Genomic DNA, 22,009 nt, shown 5'->3' with positions numbered 1-22,009 from the left:
CCTAAGCTAACACCTCACGGGGAGAGGGTCGACCTCAGGCGGCCGAGGGACCCCCCGAGCCCCCAGCGCTCCGCGAGCCGGTCGAGCGCCTCCGGGGCGCGGGGGGCGCGCGGCAGTGCGGGGTCCACGACGGGCAGCGGGACGTCGGCGGCGACCCGGACCACCTCCGGTGCCACCGCCAGGTAGGGCAGCGCCTCGTGCAGCCTCCTGCGCTGGGTGGGGGTCAGTTTCGCGGTCGGTCGGTCGATCGCGGCCACGATGCCGGCGAGGTCGCCGAACTCGGCGAGCAGCTTGGCGGCGGTCTTCTCGCCGATGCCCGGCACGCCCGGCAGACCGTCCGAGGGGTCGCCGCGCAACAGGGCCAGGTCCGCGTACCCGGCACCCCCGACCCCGTACTTCTCGCGGAGCAGCGCCTCGTCGGTGAGCTGGAGGGTGCCCACCCCCTTGACCGGGTACAGCACCCGCACCCCCCGGGCGTCGTCCACCAACTGGTACAGGTCGCGGTCCCCGGTGACGATGTCCACCGGTCCCGTCGCCCGTGCGGTGAAGGTGCCGATGACGTCGTCCGCCTCGTAGCCCGCCACGCCGACCCGGGCGATGCCGAGCGCGTCCAGGACCTCCTCGATGACGGGCACCTGCGGGGACAGGGTGTCCGGCACCTCCTCCTCGTCGGGCCCGGTCGCCGTCTCCACCGCGACCCGGTGCGCCTTGTAGGAGGGGATGAGGTCGACCCGCCACTGCGGGCGCCAGTCGGCGTCCATGCAGGCGACGAGGTCGTCCGGGCGGTGGTCCTTGACCAGCCGGTCGATGAAGTCGAGCAGCCCGCGCACCGCGTTCACCGGGGTGCCGTCCGGTGCCCGTACCGACTCCGGGACCCCGAAGTAGGCCCGGAAGTAGAGGGAGGCGGTGTCCAGGAGCATGAGCCGTCGCGTTCCTTGAGTCACGTCCGCATCATGCCCCACGGCACTGACGGGGCCGCCGCAGCCGACCCGTCGTGGTGCGCGGCGCCCAACGGCCGACAGGTGATGCGTGTCACTTACACGTTTGTGTGCGGGAGGTCCGGGCAGGCGCGCCGCCGGAGTGACCCCGGCCCCGTCTCGACCCGCGCAGCACGGCCGCCGGGCGGCGGGCCGACCCCGCGGAACTCCACGGCCCGCCCGGGGGACGGCGGGCCGTACGTGGTTCGACCCGAGAGGTTCATGTGTCCAGGCTTGAAGCCGCACACCTGTACAAGGTGTTCGGAAGACGACCCGATTCCGCCGTCGAGAGGCTGCGCCGCGGCGCCGACCGGGAGGAACTGCGCGCGGACGGGGCCACCGCCGCCGTCATCGACGCCTCCTTCACGGTCGACCCCGGCCAGATCTTCGTGGTGATGGGGTTGTCCGGCTCGGGCAAGTCGACCCTGCTGCGGATGCTCAACGGCCTGCTCGCCCCCACCGCCGGGCAGGTCCGGTACGACGGCCAGGACCTCACCGCACTCGACCCCCGCGAGCTGCGCGAGGTCCGGGCCCGCAAGATCAGCATGGTCTTCCAGCACTTCGCCCTCTTCCCGCACCGCAGCGTCCTGGAGAACGCCGCCTACGGACTGGAGGTGCAGGGCGTGCCGCGCGCCGAGCGGGAGGAGCGCGCCGCCGAAGCCCTGTCCCTCACCGGTCTCGCCGGCTGGGACGCGAGCTGGCCGGACGAACTCTCCGGCGGCATGCAACAACGGGTCGGGCTGGCCCGGGCCCTGGCCACCGACGCCGACCTGCTGCTCATGGACGAGTCGTTCAGCGCGCTGGACCCGCTGATCCGCCGTGACATGCAGGACCAGCTCCTGGAACTCCAGGCCCGGTTCAAGAAGACCATCGTCTTCATCACCCACGACCTCAACGAGGCCATGCGGCTCGGCGACCGGGTGGCCGTGATGCGGGACGGCCGCATCGTGCAGAACGGCACCGCGCAGGACGTCCTGCTCACCCCGGCCGACGACTACGTGGCCGCGTTCACCCAGGACGTCGACCGCTCCCGGGTGCTGACCGCGGCCGCCGTCATGGACGGGCAGCCGGTCGGCGACGAGGCCGACTGCTCCTGCGCCACCGCCCGCGTGGACACCCCGTTCACCGAACTGTGCCTGCTCAGCGCGCGCGTCCCGCACCCGGTCGCGGTGCTGGACGCCCGGCACCGGCTCGTCGGGGTGGTCCCGCGCCGCCGACTCCTCGGCGTGCTCGGCGAGGAAGCCGGGCCGCCGCGCGCCGCCGCGCCCTGCGACGCGCCCCGCGCCGGGGCGGTGAACGCCGATGCCTAGGCTGTCCCTCGGCGACTGGGTCGACCACGGGGTCGACTGGCTCGTCACCCATCTGGCCTGGCTCTTCGACGCGCTCAAGAGCGTGGTCGAGGGCCTCTACGGGGCGGTGGACGCCGTCCTCGGCGCCCCGGAGCCGCTGCTCCTCGCGGGCGTGTTCGCCGTGCTCGCCTGGTGGCTGCGTGGTCTGACCGCCGGAGTCCTCGCCTTCGGCGGCTTCGCCCTCATCGACTCCCTGGAACTGTGGGACAAGTCGATGTCGACCCTGGCCCTGGTGCTGGTCGCGACCCTGATCGCGCTGCTCCTCGGGGTCCCGCTGGGCATCTGGGCGGCCCGCTCGCAGACCGTGAGCGCCGTCGTCCGACCGGTGTTGGACCTGCTCCAGACCATGCCGTCGATGGTGCTCCTGATCCCGGCCATCCTCTTCTTCGGCATGGGCGTCCCGGCCGGTGTGGTCGCCACGCTGATCTTCGCGATCGCCCCCGGGGTGCGGATGACCGAACTCGGCATCCGTCAGGTCGACACGGAACTGGTGGAGGCCGCCGAGGCGTTCGGCACCACCCCGCGCGACACCCTGTTCCGGGTCCAGCTGCCGCTCGCCCTGCCCACGATCATGGCCGGTGTCAACCAGGTCATCATGCTGGGCCTGTCCATGGTGGTCATCGCGGGCATGGTCGGCACCGGCGGCCTCGGTGGCGCCGTCAACGAGGCCATCGGCCAACTCGACATCGGCCTGGGCTTCGAGGCGGGCCTCGGCATCGTGGTCCTCGCCATCTACCTCGATCGGATGACCGGCGCCCTGGGCGAACGGCTCTCCCCGCTCGGCCGCCGCGCCGCCGCCAAGGCCCGCGCCGCCGGCGACCTGCGGATCTGGCAGCACCGCCCGCGGCCGGCGGTCGCCGTCGTCGCCGTCGTGGTGCTCGCCCTGGTCGCGGGCGGGACGAACCTCCTCGGCGGCGGGGCGAAGGACGCGAGCGCCGCCGGCATCGGCAAGGGCGAGAAGATCCGCATCGGCTACATCCCCTGGGACGAGGGCATCGCCTCCACCTACCTGTGGAAGGAACTGCTGGAGCGCCGCGGATTCGAAGTGGAGACCACCCAGTACACCGCCGGGCCGCTCTACACGGGCCTGGCCCAGGGGCAGATCGACTTCCAGACGGACAGTTGGCTGCCGGTCACGCACGCGGAGTACTGGAAGAAGTACGGCGACCGCCTCGACGACCTCGGCTCCTGGTACAGCCCGACCTCGCTGGAGATCACGGTGCCCTCGTACGTCGAGGGCGTGGAGTCGCTGGCCGACCTCAAGGGGAAGGCCGACCTGTTCGACGGACGCATCGTCGGGATCGAGCCCAGTGCCGGCATGATGGGCCTGCTCAAGAAGGACGTCCTGGCCGACTACGGGCTCGACGGGGAGTACGAGGTCGTCGACGGCTCCACCCCGGCGATGCTGGCCGAGCTGAAGCGCGCCTACGCCCGGAAGGAGCCCATCGCGGTGACCCTCTGGTCCCCGCACTGGGCCTACAGCGACTACGACCTCAGGAAGCTCGCCGACCCCAAGGGGTCCTGGGGCGAGGGCGACGGGGTGCACACCCTCAGCCGGGACGGCTTCGCCGACGACCACCCCGAGGTGGGACGCTGGCTGAAGGACTTCGCCATGAGCGAGGAACAGCTCACCAGCCTGGAGGCGGACATCCAGAAGGCGGGCAAGGGCGAGGAGCAGGAGGCGGTCCGCGGCTGGCTCGCGGAGCGTCCGGAGCTCCTCGACACCTGGGCCCCGCTCCCCTCGGACGGCTGACCGGGACCGCCGGAGGGCCCCGTCAACACGGTGCCTCGCCCTTCGGGGGGAATGGCGCGAGAATGTGGGGGAGCGGCACGCACCCGGGAGAATCGGGGCGGGCTTCGCCGTTCCGGCGGGGTCCGCCCCCTGCGCGTGCTCTACTGGCGACGTTTGTTTGCCGAACACGTGTGGGGTGCAGGTACTCCACGGGGCCGTGCCGGGCCCGAGCACCACGAACGAGCGGGGGAGGGAGCCGTCACCATGGACGAGAAGGAATCCTTTCGGGTGGGCGCGGCCGTCCGCCGCCGTCGTCGCTCCCTGGAGCTGACGCTCGCCGTGGTCTCCGCCCGCAGCGGGCTGTCCGTACCGTTCCTCAGCCAGGTGGAGAACGAGCGGGCGCGGCCCAGTCGGGCCTCCCTGGAGAAGGTCGCCGACGCCCTGGGCACCACCGCCGTCGAACTGCTCGCCGCCGCGGACCCGGCCTGCACGGTGGACGTGGTGCGCGACGAGGCCCCCGTCGAGGTGCCGGAGCGCGCCGACCCGTCCGCCGCACCACCGCCCAGCCGGGTCCGGCCCCTGGTCAGGGGCCATCAGCAACTGCACGCCACCGAGTTCACCGGCGACCACGACACCGCACGGGAGTTCCAGCACCGCAACGACGAACTGCTGTACGTCGCCGACGGGGCGGTGGAGATCGAGGCGGAGGGCCGCGCCTACCGCCTCGGCCGGGGCGACACCCTGTACCTCACCGGGGGCGTGCGGCACCGCTGGCGCGCCACCGAGCCCGACACCCGGGTCCTCGTGGTGGCCGTCGCCGAGCACATCGACGCCGTGCAGGACCGCAGGAGATGACTGCGGGTGGATCGGGGACCACGGTCCGCTCACTACGCTGATCCCGTGAAATCTGCCCGGATCGTCTCACTGGTCCCCTCGCTGACCGAAGCCGTGGCCGTGACCCTGCCCGGTGTGCTCGTCGGCGTCACCGACTGGTGCACCCAACCCGAGGGGCTCGACGCCGTCCGTCTCGGCGGCACCAAGAACCCCGACGTGCCGCGGATCGTCGACCTCGTCCCCGACCTGGTGATCGCCAACGAGGAGGAGAACCGCGCCCGCGACATCGCCGACCTGAGGGCGGCCGGCATCGAGGTCCTCGTCACCGAGATCCGCTCGGTGCAACAGGCGTTCCGCGAACTCGACCGGGTGGTCCGGGAGTGCGGCGCCGCCAGCCGGCCCGGCTGGCTGGACCTCGCCGAGTCGGTGTGGTCGGGGATGCCCGAACCGTGGGACCGGGTCACCGCGGTGGTTCCGGTGTGGCGGCGCCCCTGGATGGTGCTGGGCCGCGACACCTTCGCCGGCGACGTGCTGGCCCGGCTCGGCGTCGACAACGTGTACGCGGAACACAGCGACCGCTACCCGCACGTGCCGCTGGAGCGGCTCCAGCAGTGCGGTGCCGACATCGTGGTGCTGCCGGACGAGCCCTACCCCTTCGGCGAGGACGACGGACCCGAGTCCTTCGGGCTCCCCGCCGTCTGCGTCAGCGGACGCCACCTCACCTGGTACGGGCCGTCGATGGCGCAGGCGCCCGGCATGATCGGGGCGAGCCTGCGCGGTGTGCTGCGGAGCCTGTGACCGGGTGTCGTCCCGCGCGGGACGACACCCGGTTCACCGGGGCGCGGCGGGCAACCGCCCCAGCGCCACCTCCCGGGCCGTGCGGACCGCGGCCACCGCCCACGCCGCGGCCAGCCCCGCGTACAGCAGGACGGCCAGCACCCGGTAGCCGGCGGACCCGGTGCGGTCGGCCAGGGCCGCCGCGCCGGTCACACAGGTGCCCACCGGGAAGGTGAACGACCACCAGGCCATCGTGAAGCGCATGCCCCGCCGTCGGGCCCGTACCACCAGGGCCGTCGCCGCCACCAGCCAGCACATCGCGAACCCCAGCACCGGCACCCCGTACACCACGGTGAACGCGCCCCACCCGGGGGAGCCGGACGCCCCCGCGATCCGGTCCAGCGCCGTGGTGGACTGGCCCAGCGGCCCCAGCACCAGGAACAGCGTCGGGGTCAGCGCGAGCGGCGGCCCTCCGCTGGCCACCAGAGCCGCGCACACCGAGGGCAACAGCACCAGGGTGCCGAGCACGCCCGCCCCGAGCAGGACGAGGCAGCCGAACAGCAGCGGCTGCCGGGCCGGTGTCGGCAGGTGCGGCACGAACAGCGGTCCGGTGGCCGCCGACACCACCGGGGCCACCACCGTCAGCAACCACACCGGCGTCGGCCGCCGGCCGCTCCGCCGGGCCGCCGTCACCAGTCGGTACGGCAGGCCCACCGCCACCACCAGGCCCACGAGGGTGCCCAGCACCCACAGCACCAGCCCCAGCCGCACACCGCCGGGCGTCCCCAGGAGGTCCGGGCCCAGTGTCGCGGCGCCGCCGCCGACCGCGAGCAGCGCCATCGCCAGACAGCCGTAGAAGGGGGCCACCGCCGGGTCGTCCAGGTGTGCACGGGCCTGGTCGGGATGGCGGCGCCAGTGCCGTGCCCGCGCCGCGACCAGCACCACCAGCACCACCAGGGACAGCGACCACAGCACCAGCCAGAGCAGGGGCGCCCCGGGGGCGACCTCGGCGCCCGCCGTGGCCAGGATCGCGGTGCCCATCACCGTGGCGTACCAGTTCGGCCCGAGGTGACGGACCGAGCGGCGCGCCCCGCCGCCCGGTGCGGGTCCGGCACGCCGCCGTGCCGGGGACGGGACGGGGGGTGCGGGCGGGGGTGCGGTCGCGGCGGGGGCCATGCCCCCACCGTCCTCCGGGCGCCCCCGGCTCACCAGGGGGTTCCTCGCTATCAGGACATAAGCTGAGCTGATGAGCGAATCCACCGGGGGAGTCGGCGGTGCCCCGCCGCACACTCCGCTCGCGCACCGGGTGCCCGACCTGGGCGCGCTGGAACTGCTGCTCGGGGTGGCGCGCCTGGGCAGCCTGGGCCGGGCGGCCCGGGAGCTCGGCATCACCCAGCCCGCCGCGAGCGGTCGGATCAGGGCGATGGAGCGGCTGCTGGGGGTGACCCTGGTGGACCGGTCGCCGCGGGGTTCGCGGCTCACCGAGGCCGGGGCGCTGGTCACCGACTGGGCCCGACGGGTGGTCGAGGCGGCGGAGGCGTTCGACGCGGGCACCCAGGCGCTGCGCGGCCGGCGCGACTCCCGGCTGCGGGTGGCCGCGAGCATGACCATCGCGGAGTACCTGCTGCCCGGCTGGCTGATCGCGCTGCGCACCCAACGCCCGGACACCGCGGTGTCGTTGCTGGCCGGGAACTCCACGGCGGTCGCCGAGCGCCTGCTGTCCGGCACCGCCGACCTCGGGTTCGTCGAGGGCGTGGGGGTGCCGCCCGGGCTGGACACCGCGGTGATCGCCCACGACCGGCTGGTCGTGGTGGTCCCGCCCGCGCACCCCTGGGCCCGGCGCCGGCGTCCGGTGTCCGCCGCCGAGTTGGCCGGGACGCCGCTGATCCTGCGGGAGGAGGGGTCGGGGACCCGGCAGGTGCTGGTGGCGGCCCTGGGGGAACTGGCCCGGCCGCTGATCGAACTGTCCTCCACCACCGCGGTCAAGGCCGCCGCGGTCGGCGGGGCGGGCCCGGCGGTGCTCAGCGAACTCGCGGTGGGGGAGGAACTCGCCGCGCGCCGGCTGGTCGCCGTCCCGCTGCGGGACGTCACCCTCACCCGCGCCCTGCGGGCCGCCTGGCCCACCGGCCCCCGCCCCACCGGACCCGCCCGCGACCTGCTGGCCCTCACCCGCTCCCGGGGGTGAGTCCGGCGGCCCGGACCAGGTCCCGCACCACGCGCAGGTCCTCGCCCGCCTCCGGGTGCCACTGCACCCCCAGCACCCAGGACGGCCCGGGGCGCTCCACCGCCTCCACCGTGCCGTCCGCGGCGTACGCGGAGGCGACAAGCCCGTCGCCGAGCCGGTCCACGGCCTGGTGGTGGTAGGTCGGCACCTCGGCGGTGCCCGGGGCCAGCGCCGCGTAGTGGGTGCCCGCCACCGCGGTCACCGGGTGGGCGCCGAAGGCGCCGACCCCACCGGTGTGCCCGTCCAGGTGCTGGAGCAGGGTGCCGCCGAGGGCCACGTTCAGCAGTTGCATCCCCCGGCAGATGCCCAGCAGCGGGGTCCCCGCGGTCAGCGCCGCGTGGATCAGGGCGAGTTCCCAGGCGTCCCGCTCCCGGGCGGGCGGGCCGGTCCGGGGGTCCGGGTCGGCCCCGTACCGTCCGGGCTCCACGTCCGGGCCACCGGCGATCACCACCCCGTCCAGCCGCGCCACCGCCGCCGCGGCGCGCGCGGGATCGTCGGGCGGCAGCAGCACGGCGAGCCCCCCGGCGTCCTGCACGAGCCGGGGGTACCCCAGCGGGAGCAGCACCGCCTCCGACCGCCACACCCCCCAGCGCGCTTCCTCCCGGTAGGTGCTCACTCCGATCAGCGGTCCGTTCACCACGGCCTCCACTCCTCGCTCGTTCTCGTTCCCGCGGGTCCGTCCGCCGCGGTGGCCCCGGACGGTCACCGCAGCTCGGCCTCGGCCGCGGCCAGCGCGGCGAACTCCTCCTCGGGGGCCCGGGCCACCAGCCGGTCCTTGCTGTAGACGCCGAAGTAGGCCAACGCCGCGCCGTAGACCAGCAGGGCGATCACGGCGGCCGTCACGTCCACCAGGAAGGTGGCGACCAGCGCCGCGCAGGCGAGGACCAGGGCCACCGAGGAGGTGGCCGTCCCGCCCGGGGTGCGGTAGGGCCGGGGCAGTCCGGGTTCCCGTCGCCGCAGCACGATGTGGGACAGCGACATCAGTGCGTAGGAGATGGTCGCCCCGAAGACCGCGACGTTCAGCATCCTGGCGCCGTCGCCGGTCGACGCCGCCAGGCCGAAGCCCACCGCCCCCGGCACCAGCAGCCCCAGGTAGGGGGCCTTGCGGCGGCTGGTGAGGGAGAGGAAGCGCGGCAGGTAGCCCGCCCGGGAGAGGGCGAACAACTGCCGGGACCCCGCGTAGATCAGCGAGAAGAACGAGGCGATCAGCCCGGCCAGCCCGGCGTAGTTGACGATCCGGCTCAGCGTGGTGGGTTCCCCGTCCGGCTGGAGCGCCGCCACCAGCGGGTTGCCCGCGTCCTGGATGGCGGCGGAGCCGCGGGCGCCCGTCGAGGCCAGGAAGGTGAGCAGCGCCAGCACCACCAGGACGCCCATGGACCAGACGATCGCCCGGGGCAGGGTGCGCGCCGGGTCGCGGGTCTCCTCGGCGGCCAGCGGTACCCCCTCGACCCCGAGGAAGAACCACATGCCGAACGGGAAGGCCGCCCAGATGCCGAGCAGCCCCATCGGCAGCCAGGAGTTGGCGCCGAACGCCTCCGGGTCCACCGGGATGTCGTTCAGCCCGGAGGCGTCGAACTCGGTGAACGCCCCGATCGCGAAGACCAGCAGGGCGGTCACCGCGATCCCGGTGACCACGAAGCTGAACCGCAGCGCCTCCCCGACGCCCCACAGGTGGATGCCTATGAAGACCACGAAGCACGCCAGGTAGACCGGCCAGCCCGAGGTCAGTCCGAACAGCCCCAGCGACTCGACGTAGTCACCGATGAAGATGGAGATCGCGGCGGGTGCCAGGACGTACTCGATGAGGATCGCGGTGCCGGTGAGGAACCCGCCCCAGGGGCCGAGCGCACGACGGGCGAAGCCGTAGCCGCCGCCCGCCGTGGGCAGGATCGACGACAGTTCGGCCAGCGAGAACACCATGCACGCGTACATCACACCCATCAGCAGCATGGCGATGGCGAGTCCGCCGAAGCCGCCCTCGGCCAGGCCGAAGTTCCAGCCGGAGAAGTCGCCGGAGACGACGTACGCCACGCCGAGACCGGTGAGCAGCAGCCAGCCGGCACTGCCCCGGCGCAGGGCCCGGCGGGCGAAGTAGGCGTCCTGGCCGTCCCCGGACCCGGGCGACGGGGACTTCAGGGGCTTCAGGGTCATGGCGGGGCTCCCCACTGGTGCGACACCTGGGCGGGCTCAATGGAACGAGGCCATACCTTTGCGCCGCGGATGGGGAGTTGGCAAGCCCCCTGCGCCGGTTTTGCCCGGACCGGACCGGCTAGCCGAGGAAGCCGCGCAGCAGGGACGCGGTGCCCTCGCAGTGCTCGCGCATCACCGCGCGGGCCCCGGGCGCGTCCCCGGCGAGCACCGCCGCCACCAGTGCGTTGTGCTGCTCCTGGCTGTGCTCCAGGTTGCGCACCAGCAGCGGGATGCAGTCCAACAGGTCGTTGACCCGGGCCCGCACCGCGGCGTACTGGGCGGTGAGGCTGGGGGAGCCGGAGAGTTCGGCGAGGGTCAGGTGGAACAGGGTGTCCCGCCGCCGGTAGTCGGCGGGCGCGGCGTCCCCGGTGGCGGCCAGGGCGGTGCGCAGGCGGTCCGCGCCGATCCGGTCGAGCTCCCGTCCGGCGCACAGTCCCGCCGCGCCGACCTCCAGCACCTCGCGGAACCGCAACACGTCCTCGACGTCCACCCCGGCGACCCGCCGGCGCAACTCCGCCTCCCCGGGCGCACCGCCCCGGGGCAGCACAAACGTTCCGCCGTACCGGCCGCGCCGCGACTCCACCAGCCCCTGGTCGGTGAGCACCCTCAGGACCTCGCGCAGGGTGACCCGGCTGACCCCGAGCCGTTCCGACAGCTCCCGTTCGGACGGCAGCCGTTCGCCCTCCGGCACCAGTCCCAGGCGGACCACCTGGAGGACCTGCTCCAGCGCCTCTTCGAAACCGTTCCCGGCCCGCACCGGGCGGAGTATCGGAGTCAGCCGGTCGTCGGCGTCCTGCCCCATCCGAGCGCACCCCCTTCCCCATCAATGGTTCTCGTGCATACCTTATGTGCTCCGGCTGACCGAAGGAGGCCCGCCCGTGGCAGACCGCACACCCCCGCTCGCGGTCGAGGAACTGCGCGCCCTCGTGGCGAGCGGTGAGATCGACACCGTCGTCCTGGCCTTCCCCGACATGCAAGGACGGCTCCAGGGCAAGCGGTTCGCCGCCGGCTTCTTCCTGGACGAGGTCCTGGCGCACGGCACGGAGGGCTGCACCTACCTGCTCGCCGTCGACACCGAGATGAACACCGTCGACGGCTACGCCATGTCCTCCTGGGACCGTGGCTACGGGGACTTCGCCATGCGGCCCGACCCGGCCACCCTGCGCCTGCTGCCCTGGCACCCGGGCACCGCCCTCCTCCTGGCCGACCTGGCCTGGCACGACGGCTCACCGGTGGTCGCCGCGCCCCGGCAGATCCTGCGCCGCCAACTCGACCGGCTCGCCGCCCACGGCTGGAGCGCCCGGGCCGCCACCGAGCTGGAGTTCATCGTCTTCGAGGACAGCTACGAACGGGCCTGGGACACCGGCTACCGCGACCTCACCCCGGTCAACCGGTACAACGTCGACTACTCCGTCCTCGGCACCGGCCGGGTGGAACCCCTGCTGCGCCGCATCCGCAACGACATGGCCGGCGCCGGCCTGACCGTCGAGTCGGCCAAGGGCGAGTGCAACCCCGGTCAGCACGAGATCGCCTTCCGCTACGACGAGGCCCTGGTCACCTGCGACCAGCACGCGGTCTACAAGACCGGGGCCAAGGAGATCGCCGCCCAGGAGGGCGTGTCCCTGACCTTCATGGCCAAGTACAACGAGAAGGAGGGCAACTCCTGCCACGTCCACCTCTCGCTCACCGACGCCGACGGCCGCGCCGTACTGGCCGGCGACCCGACGACGGACCCGTACGGCATGTCCCCCGTGATGCGTCACTTCCTCGCCGGACAACTCGCCGCCCTGAGGGACTTCTCCCTGCTGTACGCCCCCCAGATCAACTCCTACAAACGCTTCCAACCCGGCTCCTTCGCCCCCACCGCCGTCGCCTGGGGCCCGGACAACCGGACCTGTGCCCTCCGGGTCGTCGGCCACGGCCCCTCGCTGCGGTTCGAGAACCGGCTGCCCGGCGGGGACGTCAACCCCCACCTCGCCGTCGCCGGTCTGATCGCCGCCGGACTGCACGGCGTCGAGCAGCGCCTCGAACTGCCCGAGCCCTGCACCGGCAACGCCTACACCGCCGGCCACGCCCAGGTGCCCACCACCCTGCGCGAGGCCGCCGAACTCTGGACCGCGAGCCCGATCGCCCGCGCCGCCTTCGGGGACGAGGTCGTCGACCACTACCACCACGCAGCCCGGGTCGAACTCGCCGCCTTCGACGCCGCGGTGACCGACTGGGAGCTGCGCCGCTCCTTCGAACGCCTGTGAGGAACGCCGTGCCGAACCCCCCGCACGAGCCGTACGAACTGACCGTCCTCAACCCGGCCACCGAGGAGGTCATCGCCACCGTTCCCGGCGCCACCGCCGACGACGTGGACCGGGCCGTGCGCCGCGCCGCCGCGGCCCAGCGGACCTGGGCCGCCCTCGCCCCCGGCGACCGGGCCCGCACCCTGCGCCGCTTCGCCGCGGTCGTCGACGCGCACGTGCCCGAACTGGCCGCCTTGGAGGTCCGCGAGGCCGGACACACCCTCGGCAACGCCCGCTGGGAGGCCGGCAACGTCCGCGATCTGCTGGACTACGCGGCCGGCGGGGTGGAACGGCTGATGGGGCGTCAGATCCCGGTCCCCGGGGGACTCGACGTCACCCTCCTCGAACCCCTGGGGGTGGTCGGCGTCATCGCCCCGTGGAACTTCCCGCTGCCCATCGCGGCCTGGGGCACCGCCCCCGCCCTCGCCGCCGGCAACGCCGTCCTCCTCAAGCCCGCCGAGACCACCCCGCTCACCGCGCTGCGGCTCGCCGAACTCGGCCTGGAGGCCGGTCTGCCGGAGTACCTCTTCCAGGTGCTGCCCGGCGCCGGTAGCGTCGCCGGCGACGCCCTGGTCACCCACCCCGGCGTCGCGAAGATCGTGTTCACCGGCTCCACCGCGGTCGGCAAGTCGATCATGGCCAAGTGCGCCGACCGGTTGAAGCGGGTCACCCTCGAACTCGGCGGCAAGAGCCCCAACATCGTCTTCGCCGACGCCGACCTGGAGGCCGCCGCGGCCAGCGCCCCGATGTCCTTCCTCGACAACAGCGGGCAGGACTGCTGCGCCCGCACCCGCATCCTGGTCCAGGAGTCCGTCCACGACCGCTTCCTCGACCTGCTCGCCCCCGCCGTGCACGCGGTACGGGTCGGCGATCCCGCCGACGAGGACACCCAGATGGGCCCGCTGATCTCCCGCGCCCAACGCGACCGGGTCCGCGGCTACGTCCCCGCCGACCACCCCGGCATCCGCGGCCGGTGCCCGGACGGACCCGGCTTCTGGTTCCCGCCCACCGTCCTCACCGACCTCGCCCCCGACGCGCCCGTCGCCGTCGAAGAGGTCTTCGGCCCCGTCGCCGTGGTGCTCCCGTTCCGCGACGAGGAGGACGCCGTCCGCCTCGCCAACGCCACCGAGTACGGGCTGTCCGGCTCGGTGTGGACCCGGGACGTGGGCCGCGCGCTGCGCGTCTGCGGAGCGGTCGCCGCCGGCAACCTCTCCGTGAACTCCCACTCCAGCGTCCGCTACTGGACCCCGTTCGGCGGCTTCAAGCAGTCCGGGCTCGGCCGCGAGCTAGGCCCCGACGCGCTCGCCGCCTTCACCGAAACCAAGAACGTCTTCCTCAGCACGGAGGTCTGACCCATGACCGACACCCCCCGCGGTACCGCCGCCGACGGCACCTGCCGGCGCCTGGTCGGCCGCACCGCCGTCATCACCGGAGCCGGCAGCGGCATCGGACTGGCCACCGCCCGCCGACTCGCCGCCGAAGGCGCGCACCTGGTCTGCGGGGACATCGACGAACACGCGGGCGGGGCGGCGGCCGAGGAGGTCGGCGGCACCTTCGTCCGGGTCGACGTCACCGACGCCGACCAGGTCGAGGCGCTCTTCCGGACCGCCCACGACACCTACGGCTCGGTGGACATCGCCTTCAACAACGCCGGCATCTCGCCCCCCGACGACGACTCCATCCTCGACACCGGACTGGAGGCGTGGCGCCGGGTCCAGGAGGTCAACCTCACCTCCGTCTACCTCTGCTGCAAGGCCGCCATCCCCTACATGCGGCGCCAGGGCAAGGGCTCCATCATCAACACCGCCTCGTTCGTGGCCCGGATGGGCGCGGCCACCTCCCAGATCTCCTACACCGCGTCCAAGGGCGGCGTCCTCGCCATGTCCCGCGAACTGGGCGTCCAGTTCGCCCGCGAGGGCATCCGGGTCAACGCCCTGTGTCCCGGGCCGGTCAACACCCCGCTGCTGCGGGAACTGTTCGCCAAGGACCCCGAGCGGGCCGCCCGCCGACTGGTGCACGTACCCGTGGGCCGGTTCGCCGAGGCGGAGGAGATCGCCGCCGCCGTCGCCTTCCTCGCCAGCGACGACGCCTCGTTCGTCAACGCCACCGACTTCCTGGTGGACGGCGGGATCGCCGGGGCGTACGTCACGCCGCTGTAGGGCGGACGGTCGGCGTCCCGGCCCGGGCCGGGACGCCGCACGGTCACAGCGAGCCGAGGTCCGCGGCGATCCAGGACTGCGGACGCATCCGGATCATCACCTGTTCGCCGAGGTCCCGCTCGGCGAACTCCAGGTACGCCGCCGCCTTGTCGGCGGGCAGGTAGCGGGCGACCAACTCGCGGTGGCGCGCGTCGGTGACCGGGGCCGTCTCCACGACCGGCCCCTCCACCGACACGTACCGCACGGTCGGCTCGGTGCGCTCCACCAGCAGCGTGAACCGTCCGGCCGCGGCGATCAGCTCGGCCTTGCGCGAGGTGGCCCCGGTGAGGATCCAGACGTCGCCGCCCCGTTCGTACTGGTACCAGATCGGCACCGAGACCGGTCCGCGGTTCGGATCGCCCGAGTCCACCGAGAGGGCCGCGATGCGGGGCTCGGCGAGGAACTCCTCGCGTTCCGCCGGCGTGAGTGGCATGGAATCTCCTTGCTGACGTGGGCCGTTCCCCGGTCGGGGCAACGGGCGCGTTCGGGGAGCACCGGTCGCCCTTGCCGCACGGCACACCGGTGACCCACCGTAACCCGCTGCCCCTCCCGCACCCCGCGGTTTCCCGGCGGTGCGTCGGGAACCGGCCATGGCCCGCGGGCCTCCCGGACGGGGGGACGTACCGGGCAGATGCCACCAGTGCCGCGACCGGCTCCCCGGCGAAGGTCATCAACCCGTAGAGTGACGCCCACGCAGACGAACGGCCGGACGGCGGGCAGCCCCCGACGACCGGTCGGCCCGCCCCGCGGCCCCTGCCGCGGACGGGAGCGATGAACGTCCGTGGCCCGACCACGGCGTGTGACGGCGGGCGGCCGTCCGCGCCGCTGCCGGGCCGCCGGGGGAGGGCCCGGCACCGCGGACACCGAACCCTTCCGGGCGGTCGGCGCGACCCGCCCGGGGCACCGGACGGGGCACGCCCCGCCCCGCCCCGGACACGGCCCCGACGACCCGCGGGAGACCACCCGGGCGGCGCGCCCGGAACGGGCGAACCGGTCCGAGGGGACCGGCCGGAAAACGGGGGGCGCATGAGCACGGACACGACCGGCCCCGCCCCCGTGCCCCCGCCCTTCCCCGGCGTCGCCCCGCACCCGCCCCGCCCCTCGGCGCCCCCGCGCCCCGCCCACGCCCCCCATCCGGGCGTCGGTCCCCACGCACCCGGCACGCACGCTTCGATCGGGGCGAGTTCGGCCTCCGACGTCCACGGCGCGTACCCGTCGCTGGATACTCAAGGGGTGTTCGACGTTCGCGGAATGGCTGACGACAACCCCGTCCCGGCACGCCCGGGGACCGCCGGCACGCCCGGTCGGACCCGGCCCGACCAGGTCCCCGCCCCCGGTGCGCCCGCCCCGGGGCACGGCACGCCCCCGCCCCCGGTCGCCTCCGCCCGCTTCCCCGACGAGCCGCCCCCCGAGCCCCCCGCCGCCCGGCCGCCGTACAGACCCGTGCCACCCGCCGGCGCCCCCGGCGCCGAACTGCCGGGCACCGGGCCCGCGCACCCGCCGCGCTCCCCGCGCCGTCCGCCGGCCCCGCGCACCGTCCCGCGCGCCGGCGCATCCGGCTACGGGTACGACCGGTCCGCCCGGTTCGATGCCCCCTTCGAGGCCCCGCCCCCGAGCCAGGGGCGCCCGTCCCGGCCCGACCCGCGCGGCCCGGCAGGGGCGGGATACGACGACGAGCCGCTCCATCGACTGCCCGCCGACGCGCTGCATCCGCTGCGCGCCCCCGCCGACCGGGAGGACGGCGAACCCCGGGGCTTCGCCCGCTACCGCGCGGCCACCGCCACCGCCTGTGCCATCCTCGGCTTCGGCCTCATCGGTGGTGCCGTCACCGGGAGTTGGCTCACCGAGGACAGCAATGCCGCCCCCGGACCGGCCGACCGCTTCGCCGCCGCCGCGGAGCTGTGGCACGACACCCCCGTCGACGGCCTCTTCCCCCCCACCGTGCGCGGCGACGAGGCCGGACCCGGTGGCGCCGACCGGATCTGGAAGCGGGTCGCCGTCGCCCCCGACAGCACCTGCGGCCCCGGCCTCGACCCGCAGTTGCGCAAGGCCCTCGCCCCCGCCGGGTGCGAACGGCTGGTGCGCGCCACCTACACCGACGCCACCCGGAGCCATCTGACCACCGTCGGCCTGCTGTTCACCACGACGGACGCCCCCGGCATGGACCGGTTGCACACCCGCTTCTCCGAACAGGGCCTCGACCGGCTGCGCGAACTGATGCCCCGCGCCTACGGCCCCGAGGGCACCCCCGCCGCCGGATTCGGGGACCCGCAACGGGCCACCTGGACCCTGTCCGTCCTCACCGACGTGCCGGTCGTCGTCTTCGCCGTGTCGGGCTTCGCGGACGGCCGGGTGGTCCCCGACCCGGAACCGGCCGCCGAGGCCGCCCGCGGGGACGGCACCTCCGCCCCCGCCCAGTCCGGCCTCGGCCACGAGGCGAAGGGCCTGGCCGACCGCATCGAGCGGGCCCTGCGCACCCGCATCACCGTGACCACGGAGCAGACCTCATGACGTCACGGCACCGACCGATACCCCCGCCCCGGGCCACCGGGGCACCGTCCCGCACGGTCACGGCCGTCCTGTGCGCGGCCCTGAGCACCGCCCTCGGGCTGCTGCCGACGACCGCCGCCCACGCCGACAACGTCCGCGCCCGGCAGCAGTGGAGCCACGAGGCGCTGCGGGTCTCCGAGGCGTGGCGCACCACCCGGGGCGCTGGCATCACCGTCGCCGTCCTCGACACCGGGGTCGACGACCTCCACCCCGACCTCGCCGGCAACGTCCTGCCCGGCAAGGACCTGATCGGGTTCGGCGCCCGCCGCGGCGACCGGCCCTGGGCCCGGCACGGCACCGCGATGGCCGGGATCATCGCCGGACACGGCCACGGGATCGGCAACGCCGACGGGGTCATGGGCATCGCGCCCGAGGCGAAGATCCTGCCGATCCGGGTGATCCTGGAGGACGGCGACCCGGCCCGCAAGAAGGCCCGCGACACCCGGGGCACCGCCCTCGCCGAAGGCATCCGGTGGGCCGCCGACCAGGGCGCCGACGTCATCAACCTCTCCCTGGGCGACGACTCCGCCTCCGCCCATCCCGAACCCGCCGAGGACGCGGCCGTCCGGTACGCCCTGAGGAAGGGCGCCTCGGTCGTCGCCTCGGCCGGCAACGGGGGCGAGAAGGGGGACCACGTCTCCTACCCCGCCGCCTATCCGGGCGTCATCGCGGCCACCGCCGTGGACCGGTTCGGCACCCGGGCCCCGTTCTCCACCCGACGCTGGTACGCGACCGTCAGCGCACCCGGCGAGGACGTGGTCCTGGTCGACCCGGACCGCGACTACTACGGGGGCTGGGGTACCAGCGCCGCCGCCGCCTTCGTCTCCGGTGCGGTCGCCCTGATCCGGGCCGCCCACCCCGACCTCGCCCCCGCCCAGATCAAGCGGCTGCTGGAGGACACCGCCAGCAACGCCCCGGAAGGCGGCCGGGACGACTCCCGCGGGTTCGGCATGGTCGACCCCGTCGCTGCCATCGCCGAAGGCGCCGCGGTGGGCCCCGCGCCCCGCGCCGGGGACTACCCCGCCCGCTACTTCGGCCCCGGCCCGGACCGTCCCGCACCGCAGGAGGACCACCGCTGGGTCGGACCGTTCGCCGGCGGGATCGGGGTCGCCCTGCTGGCCGTGGCGGTCATCCTCTGGCGCCGCCGCCCGGCCTGACCGGGCCGCCGGCACCGGACTCACCCCGCGGCGGCCGCCGGGTCGGGCTCCGCACCAGCCACCGCCCGGACCGCCTCCGCGGCGGCCCGCTCCACCAGGGCGACGCCCGCCGCCCTCGAAGCGTTCCCGTCCGACAGCACCGACACCAGGTACGCCCGCCCCCCTGCGGTCACCCGACCGATGCTGTTGACCACCCACAAGCCGGTGGCGGAGCGGGGCAACCACCCGTTCTTGAGCACCGGACCCCCCTCGCCGGCCGCCGACACCCCCCAGTCCTGCCCGGCCACCACCCCTCCCATCAGCCGCTGGACGTAGGCCCGGGAAGCCGGGCTCAGCGCCGGGGACCCCGCGGGCCGGACACCGCCCGCAACAACTCCACCTGGTCGGCCGCGGTGGTCCGGGTCAGCCCCCACCGCCCGGCGCCCCCCGCCGCCGTCCGCTCCATCCCGAGCCGCGCGTTCGCCGCGTCCAGACCCGCCGCGCCGCCGATCCGCGCCCCCAGCGCGTCCGCCGCCGCGCTGCTCCGCTCGCGGGCGGTCAGCCCCCGGCCCGCGCGCTGTGCCGTCACCAACAGGGCCACCAGGACGTCCACCTTCACGATGCTCGCGGTCACGTACGACGGACCGCTCCGGTACCCGGCCACCTCCCCGCTCCCCACCGGCACCACCGCCACCGAGAACCGCGCCCGCCCGGGGGTGCGGACCGCCTCCAGGGCCTCGGCCAGCCGTTCCCCGGCGCCCTCCGCCCGCGCCGCCCCGGCACCGCCGGCCGGCCCGGTCGGCGTCGGGGAGGGCACCGGCCGCGGCGGACCGGCCAGGGACGCGGGCGGGCTCGCCGCCACCGGGCGGGCACCGCCCGGGGCACAGCCCCAAGGGCCGCCCAGCAACGAGCCGACGACGACCAACACAGGACGATCCGGGGGGCGGCGGCCCGTGCCGCCGCGCGCGGGCGCAGCACCATGCCGGGTTGCTCCGGCGCCCCGCTGTGGGGCCCGTGAGATGAATCTCAGCTTCCGCTGAGAAAGCCGCCGACCTCCCTCGGACCGCCCGCGGCCCGCCCCGGGCGCCCCACTAGGATCGGGGCCGTGGCGAACGAGGCGAAGAAGAACATCCCGCAGCCCGGGTACTCCGACGACGACGGTTCCGCGGACCCCCGGCTGAGCGCCGCGCTCACCGCTTGGGCCGGCGACCGCACCGCCGAGGGCCCGGTGCTCGAAGCCCTGCGGGGCACCCGTCTGCTGGTGCCGGTGGTCGCCCTGCTCGGCGAGGTCGAGGAGGACGAGAACGGCCTGCGCCGGGAGAAGACCAGCGACATGGCGGTGCCGACGCTCAAGGCGCACGGCCGCACGGCCCTGCCGGCCTTCACCTCCACCGCCTCGCTCGCCCGCTGGGACCCCGCGGCGCGCCCCATCGCCGTCCCGCTGGAACAGGCCCTCCAGGCCCTCGCCCACGAGAAGGCGGACACCCTCGTCATCGACCTGGCCGGCCCCGTCCCCTACGAACTCACCGGCCCCGCCCTCCTGGCCCTCGCCGAGGGCCGCACCTCCACCGACCCGCTCGCCGATCCGGCCGTCACCGAGGCGGTCCGGGCGGTCGTCGCCGCCGAGCCCGCCGTGGCCAGCGCCCACCTGGGCCCCGGCCGGGCGGACGGGATCCTCGCCCTGGTGCTGGACGCGACGGCGTCCCCCACCGAGGTGGTGCGCGCCCTCGCGGAGCGGCTCGCCGAGGACCTCACCCTGCGGGCCCGGCTGGTGCAGGGCCTCGACCTGGCCCTGCTGCCGCCCGGCAGCACCCCGCCGGGACGGCCGCTGTACGCACGCGGCTGAGCGGCCCGGGACCGACGGGGAGGGTCCTGCTAGCGGTAGAGGGGACCGGTGTACTTCTCGCCGGGGCCCTGACCGGGCTCGTCGGGCACGACGGACGCCTCGCGGAAGGCCAGCTGGAGCGACTTCAGGCCGTCCCGCAGCGGGGCCGCGTGGAAGGAGCTGATCTCGGTGCCGCCCGCGTCGACCAGACCGGCCAGCGCGTGGATCAGCTTCCGTGCCTCGTCGAGGTCCTTGTGCCGCTCGCCGTCCTCCGCGAGGCCGAGGTTCACGGCGGCGGCGCTCATCAGGTGGACCGCCACCGTGGTGATCACCTCGACGGCCGGGACGTCGGCGATGTCCCGGGTCAGGGTGTCGAAGTCGGAGACCGCCTGCTCGGGGGTCCCGGGGGGTTCGGTGGCCGCGGCGGCCGGGTTCTGCGGGGTGGCGTCACTCATGTCCCACACGATAGGCCCCGTTCGGGCGGGTCGGGACGGCCGGTCCCGCCGGACCGGGGCTCGGAAATCCCGCGGTCAGGCGGTCTTGACCGTGGGGATTGGCCGTGCTGTCGCGGAACTGTTAGCCTGTGAGGCGACCGGCTGGACACCCGCGTGTCCGGCCCACAAGTGGAGGCTCCGCTCTCCCACCTGACCGCCCTCCGGGGTGGCGGGTCACCGGTCAGGCGATCGCACTCCGGTGCGACCAGCCCGAACGTACGCCCCGCGGCATCGCGGCGGTGTTCCGGTATGTGAGGAGCCCCGCTGTGATCGTCCGGGGCATTTTTCGTGCGTCGGCGCGGTTAGGTCTCACGAAGAAGAGACGTTACGCGGCTGCCCGCCAGGCCGTCGCGTGGTGCTACCGAGGAGGATCCATCAGCGCCGAGCCCCGCATCAACGACCGGATTCGCGTTCCCGAGGTGCGACTTGTCGGTCCCAGCGGCGAGCAGGTCGGGATTGTTCCGCTCGCCAAGGCCCTGGAGCTTGCCCAGGAGTACGACCTGGACCTGGTCGAGGTCGCGGCGAACGCCCGCCCGCCCGTCTGCAAGCTCATGGACTACGGGAAGTTCAAGTACGAGTCGGCCATGAAGGCCCGTGAGGCGCGCAAGAACCAGGCGCACACGGTCATCAAGGAGATGAAGCTCCGGCCGAAGATCGATCCGCACGACTACGACACCAAGAAGGGTCACGTCGTCCGGTTCCTCAAGCAGGGTGACAAGGTCAAGATCACGATCATGTTCCGTGGTCGCGAGCAGTCCCGGCCGGAGCTCGGCTACCGACTGCTCCAGCGGCTCGCGGAGGACGTCCAGGACTTGGGCTTCGTGGAGTCCAACCCGAAGCAGGACGGCCGCAACATGATCATGGTCCTCGGTCCGCACAAGAAGAAGACCGAGGCCATGGCCGAGGCCAGGGAGGCCCAGGCCGCCCGCAAGGCCGAGCGCCAGGCCCAGCAGCCGGGCCGCTCCCCGCAGCCCGCGGCCGAAGAGGCCCCGGCGCAGGACGCTCCGGTCCAGGAAGCCCAGGCCGAGGCGTCCGCCGAGGCGTGATCCCAGGGCTCGCGTCCGGGGATGTCCATCAACACACATGACGCTCCACCCGCCCGGTCTCCAGGGCCGGGCACCGGGGCGCCACCGACGAGGAGATAACGGCGCTATGCCGAAGAACAAGTCGCACAGCGGTGCCAGCAAGCGCTTCAAGGTCACCGGCTCCGGCAAGGTGCTCCGCGAGCGCGCCGGCAAGCGCCACCTGCTCGAGCACAAGTCGTCCCGTCTGACGCGTCGCCTCACCGGCAACGCCGAGATGGCCCCGGGCGACGCCAAGAAGATCAAGAAGCTTCTCGGCAAGTGACGCGGTGGTCCCCCTCGCCGGGGGCCGCGCGACGTCAGGACCGGGACCCAATCGATACCGGGCCGTGTGAGGATCACCGCGGCCC

Annotated in this window: 22 protein-coding genes; 13 read left to right on the top strand and 9 right to left on the bottom strand. The window is 74.4% G+C overall.

Annotated elements, in window-relative coordinates:
• Positions 1-14: 14 nt before the first annotated feature.
• Entirely contained in the window at positions 15-920 is a 906-nt protein-coding gene (locus tag ACSMX9_RS03520) for a 5'-3' exonuclease (protein ID WP_445399879.1), read from the bottom strand.
• Between the two features lie 281 nt (positions 921-1,201).
• Between ACSMX9_RS03520 and ACSMX9_RS03515 the strand changes: the two genes are divergently transcribed.
• The 4 genes from ACSMX9_RS03515 (at position 1,202) to ACSMX9_RS03500 (ending at position 5,690) form a co-directional block, all read left to right on the top strand.
• Positions 1,202-2,287, top strand: coding sequence for a quaternary amine ABC transporter ATP-binding protein (locus tag ACSMX9_RS03515; RefSeq protein ID WP_445399877.1), 1,086 nt, complete (start codon positions 1,202-1,204; stop codon positions 2,285-2,287).
• On the top strand, positions 2,280-4,079 hold the full coding sequence (locus ACSMX9_RS03510) for an ABC transporter permease/substrate binding protein (protein WP_445399875.1): 1,800 nt from the start codon (positions 2,280-2,282) through the stop codon (positions 4,077-4,079). The genes ACSMX9_RS03515 and ACSMX9_RS03510 overlap by 8 nt, the downstream gene beginning before the upstream one ends.
• A gap of 243 nt (positions 4,080-4,322) precedes the next feature.
• Entirely contained in the window at positions 4,323-4,913 is a 591-nt protein-coding gene (locus tag ACSMX9_RS03505) for a helix-turn-helix domain-containing protein (protein WP_351247878.1), read from the top strand.
• 45 nt (positions 4,914-4,958) lie between these two features.
• Positions 4,959-5,690, top strand: coding sequence for a helical backbone metal receptor (locus ACSMX9_RS03500; protein WP_445399873.1), 732 nt, complete (start codon positions 4,959-4,961; stop codon positions 5,688-5,690).
• Positions 5,691-5,723: 33 nt separating this feature from the next.
• Here ACSMX9_RS03500 and ACSMX9_RS03495 read toward each other — a convergent pair whose 3' ends face one another.
• Positions 5,724-6,845, bottom strand: coding sequence for a TDT family transporter (locus ACSMX9_RS03495; protein ID WP_445399871.1), 1,122 nt, complete (start codon positions 6,843-6,845; stop codon positions 5,724-5,726).
• Between the two features lie 70 nt (positions 6,846-6,915).
• Between ACSMX9_RS03495 and ACSMX9_RS03490 the strand changes: the two genes are divergently transcribed.
• Positions 6,916-7,854, top strand: a complete 939-nt coding sequence (locus ACSMX9_RS03490) for a LysR family transcriptional regulator (protein WP_445399869.1) — start codon at positions 6,916-6,918, stop codon at positions 7,852-7,854.
• Here ACSMX9_RS03490 and ACSMX9_RS03485 read toward each other — a convergent pair.
• The 3 genes from ACSMX9_RS03485 to ACSMX9_RS03475 form a co-directional block, all read right to left on the bottom strand.
• The gene (locus ACSMX9_RS03485) at positions 7,835-8,530 is read right to left on the bottom strand and encodes a gamma-glutamyl-gamma-aminobutyrate hydrolase family protein (protein ID WP_445402877.1); all 696 of its coding nucleotides are present in this window, start codon (positions 8,528-8,530) and stop codon (positions 7,835-7,837) included. The two genes, ACSMX9_RS03490 and ACSMX9_RS03485, sit on opposite strands and share 20 nt — an antisense overlap.
• Before the next feature lie 65 nt (positions 8,531-8,595).
• On the bottom strand, positions 8,596-10,044 hold the full coding sequence (gene eat, locus ACSMX9_RS03480) for an ethanolamine permease (RefSeq protein ID WP_445399868.1): 1,449 nt from the start codon (positions 10,042-10,044) through the stop codon (positions 8,596-8,598).
• 118 nt (positions 10,045-10,162) lie between these two features.
• Positions 10,163-10,885: a FadR/GntR family transcriptional regulator gene (locus ACSMX9_RS03475; RefSeq protein WP_445399866.1), complete on the bottom strand. Its 723-nt coding sequence runs from the start codon at positions 10,883-10,885 to the stop codon at positions 10,163-10,165.
• Positions 10,886-10,961: 76 nt separating this feature from the next.
• Here ACSMX9_RS03475 and ACSMX9_RS03470 point away from each other — a divergent pair, with 76 nt between their 5' ends.
• The 3 genes from ACSMX9_RS03470 to ACSMX9_RS03460 are packed head-to-tail and all read left to right on the top strand — an operon-like array spanning position 10,962 to position 14,533.
• Entirely contained in the window at positions 10,962-12,335 is a 1,374-nt protein-coding gene (locus ACSMX9_RS03470) for a glutamine synthetase family protein (protein ID WP_445399864.1), read from the top strand.
• 8 nt (positions 12,336-12,343) lie between these two features.
• Entirely contained in the window at positions 12,344-13,726 is a 1,383-nt protein-coding gene (locus ACSMX9_RS03465; RefSeq protein WP_445399862.1) for an aldehyde dehydrogenase family protein, read from the top strand.
• Between the two features lie 3 nt (positions 13,727-13,729).
• Positions 13,730-14,533, top strand: coding sequence for a 3-oxoacyl-ACP reductase (locus ACSMX9_RS03460; protein ID WP_445399861.1), 804 nt, complete (start codon positions 13,730-13,732; stop codon positions 14,531-14,533).
• Positions 14,534-14,576: 43 nt separating this feature from the next.
• On the opposite strand, the gene ACSMX9_RS03455 is transcribed toward ACSMX9_RS03460, so the two are convergent.
• Positions 14,577-15,005 carry a pyridoxamine 5'-phosphate oxidase family protein gene (locus ACSMX9_RS03455; RefSeq protein WP_351247860.1) on the bottom strand — a complete coding sequence of 143 codons (429 nt, stop codon included), beginning with the start codon at positions 15,003-15,005 and terminating at the stop codon, positions 14,577-14,579.
• A gap of 818 nt (positions 15,006-15,823) precedes the next feature.
• On the opposite strand from ACSMX9_RS03455, the gene ACSMX9_RS03450 reads away from it, so the two are divergent.
• Together ACSMX9_RS03450 and mycP are read left to right on the top strand one after the other, a co-directional pair.
• A complete protein-coding gene (locus tag ACSMX9_RS03450; protein WP_445399859.1) occupies positions 15,824-17,083 on the top strand; it encodes a hypothetical protein in 1,260 nt (419 codons plus the stop codon).
• Positions 17,080-18,279, top strand: coding sequence for a type VII secretion-associated serine protease mycosin (gene mycP / locus ACSMX9_RS03445; RefSeq protein WP_445399857.1), 1,200 nt, complete (start codon positions 17,080-17,082; stop codon positions 18,277-18,279). Before ACSMX9_RS03450 ends, mycP begins: the two co-directional genes overlap by 4 nt.
• A 20-nt stretch (positions 18,280-18,299) precedes the next feature.
• Here the strand turns inward: mycP and ACSMX9_RS03440 are convergent, their stop codons facing one another.
• Positions 18,300-18,566: a hypothetical protein gene (locus ACSMX9_RS03440; protein ID WP_445399855.1), complete on the bottom strand. Its 267-nt coding sequence runs from the start codon at positions 18,564-18,566 to the stop codon at positions 18,300-18,302.
• 44 nt (positions 18,567-18,610) lie between these two features.
• Complete coding sequence (locus tag ACSMX9_RS03435) at positions 18,611-19,183, bottom strand: hypothetical protein (RefSeq protein WP_445399854.1); 573 nt, start codon at positions 19,181-19,183, stop codon at positions 18,611-18,613.
• Between the two features lie 180 nt (positions 19,184-19,363).
• On the opposite strand from ACSMX9_RS03435, the gene ACSMX9_RS03430 reads away from it, so the two are divergent.
• Complete coding sequence (locus ACSMX9_RS03430; protein ID WP_445399852.1) at positions 19,364-20,104, top strand: SseB family protein; 741 nt, start codon at positions 19,364-19,366, stop codon at positions 20,102-20,104.
• A 29-nt stretch (positions 20,105-20,133) separates the two neighbouring features.
• On the opposite strand, the gene ACSMX9_RS03425 is transcribed toward ACSMX9_RS03430, so the two are convergent.
• On the bottom strand, positions 20,134-20,538 hold the full coding sequence (locus ACSMX9_RS03425) for a DUF1844 domain-containing protein (protein ID WP_445399850.1): 405 nt from the start codon (positions 20,536-20,538) through the stop codon (positions 20,134-20,136).
• A 413-nt stretch (positions 20,539-20,951) separates the two neighbouring features.
• Here ACSMX9_RS03425 and infC point away from each other — a divergent pair, with 413 nt between their 5' ends.
• Positions 20,952-21,623 (top strand): translation initiation factor IF-3, encoded by a 672-nt coding sequence (gene infC / locus ACSMX9_RS03420; RefSeq protein ID WP_445402876.1) that lies wholly within the window; start codon positions 20,952-20,954, stop codon positions 21,621-21,623.
• 106 nt (positions 21,624-21,729) lie between these two features.
• A complete protein-coding gene (gene rpmI / locus ACSMX9_RS03415) occupies positions 21,730-21,924 on the top strand; it encodes a 50S ribosomal protein L35 (protein WP_007829094.1) in 195 nt (64 codons plus the stop codon).
• Positions 21,925-22,009: the final 85 nt, after the last annotated feature.

Source organism: Streptomyces sp. LE64 (assembly GCF_052606915.1).
Note: the sequence above shows the minus strand (reverse complement) of the source record. Positions and strands in the feature narration are given on the sequence as shown.